This is a genomic window from Pannonibacter anstelovis, from assembly GCF_036881715.1.
Taxonomy (GTDB): Bacteria; Pseudomonadota; Alphaproteobacteria; order Rhizobiales; family Stappiaceae; genus Pannonibacter; species Pannonibacter anstelovis.
Window position 1 is genome coordinate 188,649 of record NZ_JBAKBF010000009.1, and the last position, 12,166, is coordinate 200,814.

The 12,166-nt window shown below is 63.0% G+C and carries 12 protein-coding genes and 1 tRNA gene; 3 read left to right on the forward strand and 10 right to left on the reverse strand.

Features of this window, described 5'->3' with window-relative positions:
• Positions 1-54: 54 nt before the first annotated feature.
• The 3 genes from V6L75_RS15150 to V6L75_RS15160 all read right to left on the reverse strand — a co-directional run bounded on the left by V6L75_RS15150 (position 55) and on the right by V6L75_RS15160 (position 3,085).
• A complete protein-coding gene (locus tag V6L75_RS15150; RefSeq protein ID WP_334252317.1) occupies positions 55-813 on the reverse strand; it encodes an ABC transporter ATP-binding protein in 759 nt (252 codons plus the stop codon).
• Complete coding sequence (locus tag V6L75_RS15155) at positions 807-1,874, reverse strand: FecCD family ABC transporter permease (RefSeq protein WP_334252318.1); 1,068 nt, start codon at positions 1,872-1,874, stop codon at positions 807-809. Before V6L75_RS15155 ends, V6L75_RS15150 begins: the two co-directional genes overlap by 7 nt.
• Before the next feature lie 77 nt (positions 1,875-1,951).
• Positions 1,952-3,085: an ABC transporter substrate-binding protein gene (locus V6L75_RS15160; protein WP_334252319.1), complete on the reverse strand. Its 1,134-nt coding sequence runs from the start codon at positions 3,083-3,085 to the stop codon at positions 1,952-1,954.
• Positions 3,086-3,204: 119 nt separating this feature from the next.
• On the opposite strand from V6L75_RS15160, the gene V6L75_RS15165 reads away from it, so the two are divergent.
• On the forward strand, positions 3,205-4,014 hold the full coding sequence (locus V6L75_RS15165; protein ID WP_334252320.1) for a class I SAM-dependent methyltransferase: 810 nt from the start codon (positions 3,205-3,207) through the stop codon (positions 4,012-4,014).
• A 55-nt stretch (positions 4,015-4,069) separates the two neighbouring features.
• Here the strand turns inward: V6L75_RS15165 and pabB are convergent, their stop codons facing one another.
• The 7 genes from pabB to V6L75_RS15200 all read right to left on the reverse strand — a co-directional run bounded on the left by pabB (position 4,070) and on the right by V6L75_RS15200 (position 10,765).
• The gene (gene pabB, locus V6L75_RS15170) at positions 4,070-5,938 is read right to left on the reverse strand and encodes an aminodeoxychorismate synthase component I (RefSeq protein ID WP_334252321.1); all 1,869 of its coding nucleotides are present in this window, start codon (positions 5,936-5,938) and stop codon (positions 4,070-4,072) included.
• A 69-nt stretch (positions 5,939-6,007) separates the two neighbouring features.
• Positions 6,008-6,982: a zinc metalloprotease HtpX gene (locus V6L75_RS15175; RefSeq protein ID WP_334252322.1), complete on the reverse strand. Its 975-nt coding sequence runs from the start codon at positions 6,980-6,982 to the stop codon at positions 6,008-6,010.
• Positions 6,983-7,052: 70 nt separating this feature from the next.
• Positions 7,053-8,567 (reverse strand): methyl-accepting chemotaxis protein, encoded by a 1,515-nt coding sequence (locus V6L75_RS15180; protein WP_334252323.1) that lies wholly within the window; start codon positions 8,565-8,567, stop codon positions 7,053-7,055.
• A 241-nt stretch (positions 8,568-8,808) separates the two neighbouring features.
• Entirely contained in the window at positions 8,809-9,453 is a 645-nt protein-coding gene (locus V6L75_RS15185; protein ID WP_334252324.1) for a hypothetical protein, read from the reverse strand.
• Complete coding sequence (msrA, locus tag V6L75_RS15190) at positions 9,453-10,139, reverse strand: peptide-methionine (S)-S-oxide reductase MsrA (RefSeq protein ID WP_334252325.1); 687 nt, start codon at positions 10,137-10,139, stop codon at positions 9,453-9,455. Before msrA ends, V6L75_RS15185 begins: the two co-directional genes overlap by 1 nt.
• 64 nt (positions 10,140-10,203) lie before the next feature.
• Entirely contained in the window at positions 10,204-10,524 is a 321-nt protein-coding gene (locus V6L75_RS15195) for a hypothetical protein (RefSeq protein ID WP_050474533.1), read from the reverse strand.
• A 94-nt stretch (positions 10,525-10,618) separates the two neighbouring features.
• Positions 10,619-10,765, reverse strand: coding sequence for a hypothetical protein (locus V6L75_RS15200; protein ID WP_334252326.1), 147 nt, complete (start codon positions 10,763-10,765; stop codon positions 10,619-10,621).
• Positions 10,766-10,881: 116 nt separating this feature from the next.
• Between V6L75_RS15200 and V6L75_RS15205 the strand changes: the two genes are divergently transcribed.
• Both V6L75_RS15205 and V6L75_RS15210 read left to right on the forward strand, forming a co-directional pair.
• Positions 10,882-10,971, forward strand: a tRNA-Ser gene (locus V6L75_RS15205).
• Positions 10,972-11,224: 253 nt separating this feature from the next.
• Positions 11,225-11,797: a baseplate megatron protein TIM-barrel domain-containing protein gene (locus V6L75_RS15210; protein WP_334252345.1), complete on the forward strand. Its 573-nt coding sequence runs from the start codon at positions 11,225-11,227 to the stop codon at positions 11,795-11,797.
• Positions 11,798-12,166 lie beyond the last annotated feature (369 nt).

The window sequence follows — 12,166 nt, forward strand, 5'->3', positions numbered from 1 at the left end:
CCGCTCCGGCGGGGCTTTTGTTTTTAATTTTGCTGGCTAAATGAAGCCTGGCTTTCACGCCACCAGCGCCGCATCCACAATGATCTGCGGGCGGCCCAGCGTGCAGGGTTCGATCCGGGCTTCCACCTTGTAGACTTCGCGCAGCATGGCTGGAGTGATGACCTCCTGAACTGCGCCGCTGGCAACCAGCCTGCCTTTGGCAACCACCATGGCGTGCTCGCAGTAGCGCATGGCATGATTGAGGTCATGCAGGGCAATGAGCACGGCCATGCCGTCGCGGGCGGCGAGGCTCTTCATGAACTGCAGCACCTCGATCTGGCGGAAGAGATCCAGTGCCGACGTGGGTTCGTCCATCAGGAGCACACGCGGCTTGCGAACCAGCGCCTGGGCGATGGCCACCAGCTGGCGCTGACCGCCGGAAAGCTGGCCAAGATCACGGAACGCCAGATCGGTGATCTTGAGCGCGTGCAGCACCCGGTCGATTTCCGCCAGTTCGCCCGCTTCCACCTTCCAGGTTCCGCCCTGCTTGGCGGCAAGAAGCACGGATTCATAGACCGTCAGCACCGCATTGGCACCCGTATCCTGCGGCATGTAGCAGACCGGCTGGTCCAGATTGTCCGCACCGCTCACGTGCACCACGCCCTCTCCTTTGAGGAGCCCGGCAATGCGCTTGAACAGCGTGGACTTTCCCGCCGCGTTGGGGCCAATGACGGCAGTCAGTGCGCCGCCGTTGATATCGCCCGTGGTGATGCCGGAGAAAACGGTGGCCCGGCCGTATTTCGCGCCGAGCGTCTCAAGCCTGACACTTACCATGCCTTCCTCCGGTTGGTGAAAATAAGAGAGAAGAAGAAGGGAACGCCAACCAGCGCGGTAACCACGCCGATGGGCAGGATCGCCCCGGGCAGCAGCACCTTGGAGACGACCGAAGTGACCGACAGAAGCAGAGCGCCGCACAGGATCGAGGCGGGCAGGAAGAAGCGCTGGTCCTCCCCCACCACCATCCGGGCAATATGCGGCCCAACGAGACCGACAAAACCGATAGTGCCAACGAAGGACACCGGGATCGCAGCCAGCAAGCTGACCAGCAACAGCGTTTCCAGCCGGAGGCGCTTGACGTTGACGCCGAAGGATGCCGCCTTGTCATCGCCAAGGCGCAGGGCTGTCAGCGCCCAGGCCTGACGGGCAAAGAGCGGCGCACAAAAAAGGAGAACAGCCCCCGTGACCGCCACCTTGCTCCAGGTAGCTTTGGTGAGCGAGCCCATGGTCCAGAAAACGACCGCCGCAAGCGCCTGTTCGGACGCAAGATATTGCATCAGCGCGAGAAGCGCATTGAAGGTAAAGACCAGCGCGATGCCAAGCAGGATGATGGTTTCCACCGTCACGCCGCGCAGGTTCGAGGCACCATAGATGAACAGCGAGGCCAGCATCGCCATCAGAAAGGCGTTGATGGGCACCATATAATGCAGTGCTGCCGGAAAGATCGCGACCCCGCCCACCAGCGCCAGCGCTGCACCGAAACCGGCAGCGGCGGAGATGCCCAGCGTGAATGGGCTGGCCAGAGGATTTGCCAGGATCGTCTGCATCTGCGCGCCTGCCAGCGACAGGCAGCCGCCGACGGTCACCGCCATCAGCGCGATCGGCATACGGATGTCCCAGATGACGACCCGGAGCTGATCGGACACGGTGGACGGGCTGACGATGGCGGAGATCACCTCGCCAATGGTGTAGCGGGCGGGCCCAAGGCCCATGTCGAGGGCAAGACTGAGAAGCAGAGCGCCGAGCATGGCACCAAGAAACAGAAGGCGCCGGGCGGCAAGAGCGCGGTACTGCGCACTGCCCCCGGCCGCAAGCTCTTCATCCACCATGACTGCCATGGATGACACTCCCTCAAAAATGCGGCCCGGCGCCGTGCAGGATGCAGGGGCGCCGGGCATGAGACGGGTGCGGACGGTTACCCGGCGGACTTCAGTGAGGCGAAGTACCCCGGACGGTAGTCCACCGGCAGGAAGCGGTCATGCAGCTCCTTGAAGGTTGCATCCGCATCAAGATCCTTGAACAGCTCCGGGTGCAGCCACTTGGCCATCTGCTGAACGGCCACGAACTGATAGGGACTGTTGTAAAACTGATGCCAGATGGCATGGACATTCCCGTCCTTGACGGCCTTGATCCCGGTGAAGGCCGGACGCTGCATCAGATTGCCCAGCTTGCGCACGGCCTCCGTCTGGTCCGCCCCTGGACCAACGCCGACCCAGCTGCCGCCCGGAACGTAAAGCTCCCAGTTGGAACCGGTGATGATGATCTGGTCCGGGTTCGAGGCAATGATCTGTTCCGGATTGACGGTGCCGAAGGTACCGGGAATGAACTCGGTGCCCATGTTCACGCCACCGGCCAATTCCACCATCTTGCCGAAGTTCTCGTTGCCGAAGGACATGCAGCAATCTTCGCTGTAGCCACCCGCGCGCTCAACGAAGACAAGCGGCTTTTTCAGGTCAACCGCCTTCTCCAGTGTCTCAGTGACCTTGGCGATCTGCGCCTGACGGAAGGCCACGAACTCTTCGGCACGGTCTTCCTTGCCCAGCAGCTGGCCGATGATATGCATGGAAGCATCGGTGTTCTGCATCGGCTTTTCGCGGAAGTCGATGTAGACCAGCGGAATGCCGACCTTGGCCAGCTTCTCGATGTAACCGGCCTCTTCAGTGGCCGACTTGGCTTCCGTGTTCATGATGATCACGTCAGGCTTCAGCGCCACGGCCTGTTCAATGTCGAAGGTGCCGTCCTTCATGCCACCGAAGGTCGGAATCTTTTCCATCCCGGGGAATTTTTCGAGATAGGCATTGTAGCCGTCGAGATCCGCCTTCTTGAAATCGTCCCGCCAGCCTGCAACACGGCCAAACGGATCTTCCGTATCGAGTGCAGCAACGAAATAGATCTGGCGGCCTTCTCCGAGAATGACGCGTTGCGCAGGCACGGATACCTCGACTTCACGGCCTGTCACATCGATAATCTTGACCTTTTCGGCTGCACTGGCGCCTGAAACCAGGGCGAGCAAAGCCATCGCGGCAAAGGCCACGTTCTTGAACTGCATCACGATTGCATCTCCTGACGGAAAATATAGACGAGCACTATTTTTTATGACTTTAAAAGTCAACTTTTATCTTTTAGAAGCTTTCCAGATTGACTTTCATCCTGCAGGAACAAGCCGCGATGAACGAAGCTGCCTTTCGCACGAACCATAACCTCAGAGAAGAGATCCAGGCCTACTGGTCCCTGCGGGCTGAAACCTTCGACCTGCAGCCCGGCCATGAAATCTTCTCCGAAGCGGAACGGGCCGCCTGGCACGGGCTGTTGCGCAAGCATCTGGGCGAAGGCGCAGGACGAAGAGTGCTTGACCTCGCCTGCGGAACGGCGGTCCTCTCGCACCTTCTGGATGATCTCGGCTTTTCCGTCACCGGCATGGACTGGGCCGAACCAATGCTGGAACGGGCGCGGAAAAAAGCGCGCGAGCGCGGCCGTGCCATCCGTTTTCTCATGGGCGATGCAGAAAACACAATGGAGCCGGACGAGAGCTATGACGTGATCACTAACCGGCATCTGGTGTGGACGCTGGTGGACCCTCTGGCCTGCTTCCGGGAGTGGCACAGGGTGCTGAAGCCGGGCGGAAGCCTCATCATCATCGACGGCGATTTCGTCAACCAGAGCCTGATCGCCCGGCTCGCCAGCCGCTGTGCTGCCTGGATCGCCAGCCGCACATCCGCCCCGGATGCATCCCTCGGGAACGATCAGGCCAACAGTCAGATCGAGACCCACCGGAGCATCCTGTCCCGGGTGCATTTCTCAGGTGGAGCAAGGGCTGCCGAAGTGAAGGATCTGCTCCATGCTGCGGGTTTCAGCAAGATCACGATCGACACCGGCATGCGCGCAGTCCACCGCGCACAAAAGGCCAACTTCAGCTTTCTGAAGCGGCTGGAACGCCAAACCCAGCACCGTTACGTCATTTGCGCAAGGAAAGATTGAGACCAGGGCACCGGGATGACGGCACATCTCAAGGCCTTGGCATCAGGCTGGCTCCTCAAGGGGCTCGGTCCTCCGGCAGCACCAGTTGCACCCGCACGAGGCCGCGCAGGGAGTTGCCTACATAGACCGCTGCGCCGGAGAAGAGATCGGCGCGCGTCAGGTCGGCTTCTGCGGCCAGGCGCTTGTCCAGCAAGGCCGCCCGAAGCGTGCCGGGCAGCACGCCGTGCTTCAGAGCGGGCGTCAGCAAACGTCCATGGCGGGCGATGAAGAGGTTGGTGAAGCTGCCTTCCGTCAGAAAGCCATCTTCGTTTTCGAACAGGATCTCCTTGAACCCTGCTGCCATGGCCGTCTTGAGGCTCTCATCATACAGAGCGCGGCGGGTGGTCTTGTGGAAGAGGAACCGGTCTTCTGCCGAGGTCCGAATAGCCGAGAGGGTGACGGGCCAGACCTCTCCCGCTGCCGTGGGCACGAAATCCGCATGGGTGAGCGTCACAGCCCCATCTGCCGCCAGCAGCAGCCGCACACGCTGCGGCCCCGTGAAACCCCTGGCCAGTTCCTCAAGCTGCGCCTCGATGCCCGCCGGATCGCAGGCAAAACCAAAGTAGCGGGCGCTGTCTTTGAGCCGCGCCAGATGCCGGGCAAGCAGCAGATAGCCATCTTCCGGCGTCCAGCCCAGTGTTTCGATCAGCTCGAAACTCTCGTCCGGCGCCGTCAGAAAGCGCAGCTTCAAAAGGCATTCATCATATTCGGGCGCAGCACCGGAATCGAACACCACGCCCGAGCCGATCCCCGCCTCACCCGTGCCATCCTGCTTCAGAACCAGCGTGCGGATGGCGACGTTGAAGCTGAAATCACCGGAGGGCGCGATGGTGCCGATGGAGCCGGTGTAAACGCCGCGCGGCCCCGTCTCCTGCGCCCAGATGATCTGCATGGCACTGAGCTTCGGCGCGCCCGTGATCGAGCCGCAGGGAAACAGCCCTTCGATGATGGCAGGAAGCTCCATACCCGGCAGCATGCGGCCAGAAACGCCGGTGACCATCTGGTGCAGGCTGCGGTAACGCTCCACCGCAAAGACATCATGCACGGCAACCGAGCCAGCCTCCGTCACCCGCGACAGGTCGTTGCGCATGAGATCGGCGATCATGACGTTTTCAGCCCGCTGCTTCGGATCGCTGGCGAGCCTTTCGGCAATCGCGGCATCTTCCGCAGTGTCGCGCCCGCGCGGGGCGGTGCCCTTCATCGGCCGGGTGCGCAGCAGCTCACCTTTTCGCTCCAGAAACAGCTCCGGCGACAGGGAGAGGATGGCACGGTCTTCCAGCTTGATGAAAGCCGCATAAGGCACAGGCTGGCGGCGCAGCAGCCGGGCAAACTGCGCTTCCACCGGCCCGTGATGGGCAAAGCGGGCGCGCATGGTCAGGTTTGCCTGATAGATATCCCCAACTGCCAGATGATGCTGCACAGCGGCAAAAGCCTCAGCATAACGGGCCCGGTCCATGTCGTAGGAGAAGCCGGAGACGCCCGCATCTGCCCCGCCGGAAGCCTGTGCCAGCAGAGCGAAAACCTCTGCCAGCGCCAGCTCCTGCGGCGCGTCGTAGACACCGAACCAGCCCAGCAGCTCACCCGTATCCTGATGGCTTGAGGCCAGCTTCGGCTCGAAGGCAAAGCCGAATTCATAGGCGAAGAACCCGGCCAGATGCGCGCCATCCTTCCGGGCCGCTTCAAGCTGTGCCAGAAACGCCGGAACCTCCTGCAGCTTGCGGCAGGCGAGCACACGGCGCGGCGCGGAGAATAACTCCGCCCTGCCCGTCTTCAACGCATCCACCAGCAGCACCGTGCCCGCAGGCAAGGGCGCCGAGAAGTATCCAGGATCTGTCGCGTGAGTGCCGGTCAAGGGAGCATCCGTCTGGTATGGAGGCGGATACATGCCGCGCTCATCCCGCAAGGGCAAGCCCCAAAGCGGCATTCCTTCCCGCTTCTGCGTCAGCCGGCAGGCTCAGTACCACACCCCAAGCCCGCGGGCGCGGAAGCGCGGCTTGCCGATATTGGGCACGATGGACTTTCCGGCCACCGGTGCACCGTGATCGAAGACCAGCGGATCGCCATGAAGCTTCAGTTCACGCAGACGCTGCACCCGCTCTTCAGTCTTGGGATGAGTGCGCAGGATCGACGGCTCGGGAATGCGCGCGCCCGGCAAGGCCATCGCTTCCCACATCCTGCCCTGCACACGCTCCAGCTTCAGCAGGGCAAAGGCAAGGCCGTCCGGGTCGCCGGTCAGTTCGGCTGCACCCAGGTCGGCATCGAATTCCCGTGTGCGCGACAGCGCCAGCTGCAGAAGGGTGCCAACGGTTGGCGCGGCCATCAGCAGCACGATCAGCACCCACGGTACACCGGCACCGCCTGCAATCATCGACGGGATGTGGAAGAAGAACAGGAACAGACCCACGAAAGACATGGAGGATGTGAGCCGCGCCACGATATCGGCCAGCGCCATCACCCGCACATCGCCATTGCGGATGTGGCTGACCTCATGGGCCATGACGCCCGCAAACTCGCGCAAGGTGAGCCCCCGGATCAGCCCGTCCGTCACGCAGACGGCTGCATCCTCCGCCCGGCCCACGGCAAAGGCATTCATCATGCGGCTGGGAACGTAATAGAGCTTCGGCACCGCCGGCAGGCCTGCCCGCCGGGCGAGCACTGTCAGCACCTGATGGCCCTCGGGAAACACATGTTCCGGCAGATGCCGCGCCTTATAGAGCCGCAGCACCAGCGCGGGCGATACATTCATTGCCCCGTAGAGCATGAAGCCGCCGCCGCCCAGCGCCCAAAGAACCCCGGTCTGCCCGCCCAGAACATAAGCGCAGACCACAAGCAGCATCAGGCTCCCTGCGGCAAGCAATGCCGTGTGCAACCGGTTTTCAAACCCGCGCCGCTGCCGCAGCGCCGCATCAAGGACTGTGTTCTGGCTCATGAGGAATAGGTAGGCGCATCGGCTGCCAAAGTCATCCCCTGACGCCAATCAGCCTTGCGGAGGCCTTGCCTCATGCGGCGAAAGCGCCGTGGGTTCTGCCGTCTTCGGTTTCCAGCGCATCGCGCAGCCTTGCCGCCTGCGCTTCCAGCTCAGCCAGTCCCTGCTGCAGGGACGAGGCAGAGGCGCCGAGGCTGGCGGTCAGCGCGAAGAGGGCCCCGGTCTCTCCGGCAAGACGGCTGTTGCCATCCAGCACATCGCGGGCGGTTGCTTCGAGGCGGGTGGCGGTTTCTTCCTGTGCGGCGATGGCACGGGCGATCTCCGCCGTGCTTTCATCCAGCGTGCCCATGACGGACGTGATCCCGCCGATGGCCTCGACAGCGCCCTTTGTCTCGGCCGCGATGGCGTTGATCTGGGCGGTGATGTCACTCGTGGCCTTGGCCGTCTGGGTGGCGAGATCCTTCACCTCAGAGGCGACAACGGCAAAGCCGCGCCCGGCAGCACCGGCGCGTGCAGCCTCAATGGTGGCGTTGAGCGCCAGAAGGTTGGTCTGCCCGGCGATGGCCTGAATCATGCCGACCACTTCGCCAATGCGGCCCACCGAACCGGCCAGGCTGGTGATACGCTGGCTGGAGGCTTCGGTGCCCCGCGCCACTTCGGAGATGGCGCCGGATGCCCCTGCGACCTTGCGGGCGATATCACTAACGGAGGCTGCCAGCTCGCCCGAGGCATTGGCGATCTTCTCGATCCGGCCGGATGTGGCGCTGCCGGTGCCGCCCAGACCGGCGCTGCCTTGCGCCCCTTCCCCTATGCGCGCGGCCAGAGCTGCCGCCTGCCGGCGCAGATCCGAAATCTGGCCCGAGATCAGCGCAAGGCCTGTTTCCAGCTCGGCCCGTTTCAAAGCCGAGGCCGCAGATTGCCCCCGCTCAGGCAGCGGCTCAGGGGAGACCGGGACATGTAAGGGCATGGAAAGCACGGAAGGTTCCGGCCGGCGCGTCATTGCCAGCTCCGCCTCAAGCGCACTGATGCGCTGATGGGCTCCGGCAAGCTCTGCATTGTCAGCCTGTTCCAGATGCTGAAGATGCGCGAGGAAGCGGCAAAGGGCGCCGGTGAAAAGGCCCGTCACAGCCACATAGGCCAGCACCTGCGGCCAGCCGCTGCCTTCCGGCGGGATGGCCCAGGGGTAAAAGGCTGCGGCAAGAACATGCAGCGCAGCATTTGCGGCGCCATAGGCGGCCGTCATACGCCAGTCCAGACCGGCCGCCAGCACCGCAAGCAGCAGCAGCCCGTAAAGCTGCGCAAGGTGCTGCCAGGCCGTAAAGGCCGGATCATCCGTCAGAGAGGCCATCAAGAGAAGAGACAGGCAGGCCATGACGATGGCCGCGGCCACGCGGGCCGCCGTGCCCTGCTCTGCCCGCAGCCACAGGGCCGTGGCGCCGGCCCCCAGAATGAGCGCCGCACCCGAAACCATGGAGGCTGAGGTCTGCGGATTGAACCAGCCAGCCGCCGTCACGGCCAGAACATTGGCCCATAGGAAGAACATCAGCAGCCTGAAGCCTGCGGCACGCAGGCTGTCGTAGCGGATCATGCCGTTCTCACCTTCAGCATGCCCTCCGGGGCGCGCTCGCGGCAGCCGTCATCCGGCAGCGGTTTTCACAAGGTTCGGACGGGGAAAGGCTGACGGAACCGTCAGCCGGACGAGAGACACACCCCAGCCAAGGTAACGCTAGGCTGATCATGCTTAACGATGTGTGAATGCGAGGCAAACTGCAAGCATATGAAGGCAGTATTTGCCGGCTGAGCGCAGCGGCGGCCCCTTGCCTCTTTCCTCAAGGACCCTGCACTTCCTCCGCCGTGGCAACGGCCTCTGCCTCCGGCAGAAGCCCGGCCCAGGCCAGCACATGCTGGATGAGCGCGATCTGCGCCTGCCGGCGCTGCCAGCGGGCCTCAGCTTCACTGGCCTGCAACAGGTTGGCATCCTGCATTTTCGTCTCATCAGACGCCTTGCGCCGCAGCTTGCGCAGATAGGTCTTGCAACGGGCTTCATCCGCCTGGAACGGCGCCAATGACACCGCATCCCCCTCGCAGCGGCGCAGCAGCGCATCCGCCGCCGCCAAGAGTTCCGCCAGAGCCGCAGGATCCGGCGCCACATCAGCGGCCAGAATGCGTGCCAGATGCTTCATGGCGCGGGAGGCGGCCTGCAGCCGGGCTGCCCGGGCCGGATAAGCTGGGCCCATGGCCTTGCGGAACACCTTGAAGCACCAGCGCGCTTCCCTGAGGTCCCGGCGCGCGGCTGCAATGGCCTCACGGTCAGGCTTCCCCTTCAACGCAGCACGCGCGGTGATCACCCCGTCAAGAATCATCGCCCGCAAAATAACCCCTGGCGGCGCGCCTTGGGGCGCAGCCAGCCCGTTCTGCGGGCTGCCTGTCAGAAGGCGCGTTCCATCTGCAGCAGTCAGGGTGCGGTCCAGCATCAGGCCCCGCTCTCCTCTGCGCTTTCCGGCAGGGGCACTGCGGGAGAACACAGGACCCCGGTGCCGCGCAGGCCACAGTAGCCGTTCGGATTCTTCGCCAGATACTGCTGGTGATAGTCCTCGGCAAAATAGAACGGAACGCCGGAGGCAATTTCCGTGGTTATGGCGCGCGTGTGCCCGGCCGCCTGCAGATCCGCCGCATAGGCCGCGCGCGAGGCCCCGGCCTCAGCCAAAGCGGCCTCATCCGGCAGATAGATCACCGAACGGTATTGCGTACCCACATCATTGCCCTGGCGCATGCCTTCGGTGGGATCATGCCGCTCCCAGAAGAGTTTCAGCAGCGCGGCAAGTGGCAAAACCTTCGGATCATGCACCACCAGCACCACCTCCGCATGGGCGGTGCGGCCCGTGCAGACCTCGTTGTAGGTCGGGTTCGGCGTGTGCCCGCCCGCATAGCCGGCAGCCGTGACATGAACACCCGCAAGACTCCAGAAGGCGCGCTCTGCTCCCCAGAAACAGCCCATGCCGAAACACACGGCCTGCATGCCCTCCGGCCAGGGGGGTGTCAGCGGGCGGCCCAGCACGGCATGCGGCTGGGTGAGGCGGACAGGCTCTGCCCGGCCCGGCAGGGCCTCAGCCGCCGTTGGCAGAACGAATTTCCGGCTCAGCATGGTCATGAAGGACATGTCTTGCACTCCCTGTGAGACAGATGGCGGCGGCCCGGCCGAAACTGGACAGCCTTTCACGGCATCAGATGATCTCGCGGCGCGTGCGGGCGGAGCCTGCCGCCAGCAGCAAAAAGGCTGCAGGCATCGCCACCGCCCAGACCGGCAGGGACAAGACCGCTCCAATCACCCAATCCCAGGCCCAGGCACCCACATGGGTCACGACTGCCTTGCCGGCAAGGGCAAGGCTTTCGGCTGAGAACTCGGCCCAGACTTCCGCCAGGGGCGTGAAGGAGAAGCCGGATGCCGCAACGGAGCGGCTTCCATCGACCACTGCCGCGACCACGGCAACACCAAGCAGGAAGAATCCGGCCAGTCGCAACACCAGGCGCAAGAGAGCAAACATGCGTCCAGAGCCTCCCATTTCCAAAGCCGCGCAACGCGGCCACCGGTGTGGCAGGGCCTCACCTGATCCCTGGAGCCCAGCCTCACCGCTTTTTTCAGATTTTGCTGCAAAAGACCATCCCGCAAAGCGGATGAAGCTGCCACGGCAAAGTTTTCCCCGGCGCCGAACGCTCCGCTGCCGCCTCAAGAGCCTCGAAAAAACCTAGTCTTTCCGCCATTTTTCGCAGCACTTCTTCGCCCATGGCCGTCCTGTTCCGGCAACGTCCTGAAAAGCTGGAAAAAATTTGCCGCCGGTCCTTGCACTCCGCGTCCATCTGGGTATATTCCGCGCACTCCAAGCGGCAAGCCCGCTGCGGACGGACAGGTGGCCGAGTGGTTGAAGGCGCACGCCTGGAACGCGTGTATACGGGAAACCGTATCGAGGGTTCGAATCCCTCTCTGTCCGCCATCTTCCCTTACAATGACATTTTCCCGATCTGGCCTTGGCCGCGTTCTCCTTTGTTTTCTGAGGTTATTCGGGGCGGGCAGAGCACTGGCACAGTCGCCAGAACGACCGGAACCGGTCTCTCACGGCCTGTATTCTCTGGACCTGATGACAGCGCGGATTTGATCAAGTTCTTTTCGCCGTCTGAAACAATTCAGATTTACAGTCTTGCACCTGAGCACTTTGGTTTCAGTCGCTTGCGTGACAAGGAGCCCAAATCGAGGGGTACCTTCAGACCAGCACTGGCGGCGGGGGTTTCGACTGGTTCTACGCCTCTGGCGCCGATCGGGCCGCTCAGATCCGCACACCGATCACCGATGGGAGCGCTGGCAAGCCTGGGGTTTTCCGGATCAAGGATTTCAGTGCCTGGTGGCCGAACCTCCATTTCAACCGGCCGGGCGGCTTGGAAAGCGGAACATCTCCATCATGGGTCCCGCAGTCAAAGCCCATCTGGTTCAACGTGCTGGGGTGCCCCGCCATCGGCCGGGGCACCAGCCAGCCCAACGTCTTCTTCGACGCAAAGCCCTCCGAGAGCTACAGGCCGCATTTCTCGCGGGGCTGGCGGGACGACGCCAGTCAGCGCGCCTATCTGGAGGAGACCTGGCTCTGGTGGGGCGTGGCCGCGAACAGCCTGACGCCGCCGGTCTACGGCGGCCGGATGATTCATCCGCCCAAATGCGCGGCCTGGGCCTGGGCGGCATGTCGAGCAGCCCTTACGAAAAGCACGAAGCCCCTGCGATCTGACGATCCGCAGGACACGCTGCTCCGCGCGCTGCTGGCAGACAGCTGAGAGCAGGTCGAGATGCCACTAGGGAAAAAGGCCGATTGTTATGAGGTTCATATCCTTGGTCCCGGATCTGCTCCGGGACAGACGCTGCGTACTGTCAAACGGGAGCTGACCACGAGCGCGGCCTACGTTTTGTGCTCAGCCGGCCAGCAGATTGAATACACACTAAGCATAGGCTCTTATCTATTGGGCCGGATTCTCATCGTGTGTGAAGGAAATCTGCAGTTGCAGGTCACAAGTCATGACCAATGCACTCGCAGCAGTGATTAATAAAAAGATCGCAATCAATATGTGCCAGCTTGCTGCGTGCATTGGCTCAATTCGAGCACAATGATCCAGATCCTCGGTTGCAGACAAGCGTGTTAGAGCGCG

Bases quoted from the DNA above. Each gene is read 5' to 3' on its own strand.
- V6L75_RS15195 (WP_050474533.1), bottom strand. From the start codon at position 10,524: ATGTTTGCTCTCTTGCGCCTGGTGTTGCGACTGGCCGGATTCTTCCTG.
- V6L75_RS15200 (WP_334252326.1), bottom strand. From the start codon at position 10,765: ATGGGCGAAGAAGTGCTGCGAAAAATGGCGGAAAGACTAGGTTTTTTC.
- V6L75_RS15185 (WP_334252324.1), bottom strand. From the start codon at position 9,453: ATGCTGGACCGCACCCTGACTGCTGCAGATGGAACGCGCCTTCTGACA.
- V6L75_RS15180 (WP_334252323.1), bottom strand. From the start codon at position 8,567: ATGATCCGCTACGACAGCCTGCGTGCCGCAGGCTTCAGGCTGCTGATG.
- V6L75_RS15175 (WP_334252322.1), bottom strand. From the start codon at position 6,982: ATGAGCCAGAACACAGTCCTTGATGCGGCGCTGCGGCAGCGGCGCGGG.
- V6L75_RS15160 (WP_334252319.1), bottom strand. From the start codon at position 3,085: ATGCAGTTCAAGAACGTGGCCTTTGCCGCGATGGCTTTGCTCGCCCTG.
- pabB (WP_334252321.1), bottom strand. From the start codon at position 5,938: ATGTATCCGCCTCCATACCAGACGGATGCTCCCTTGACCGGCACTCAC.
- msrA (WP_334252325.1), bottom strand. From the start codon at position 10,139: ATGTCCTTCATGACCATGCTGAGCCGGAAATTCGTTCTGCCAACGGCG.
- V6L75_RS15165 (WP_334252320.1), top strand. From the start codon at position 3,205: ATGAACGAAGCTGCCTTTCGCACGAACCATAACCTCAGAGAAGAGATC.
- V6L75_RS15150 (WP_334252317.1), bottom strand. From the start codon at position 813: ATGGTAAGTGTCAGGCTTGAGACGCTCGGCGCGAAATACGGCCGGGCC.
- V6L75_RS15155 (WP_334252318.1), bottom strand. From the start codon at position 1,874: ATGGCAGTCATGGTGGATGAAGAGCTTGCGGCCGGGGGCAGTGCGCAG.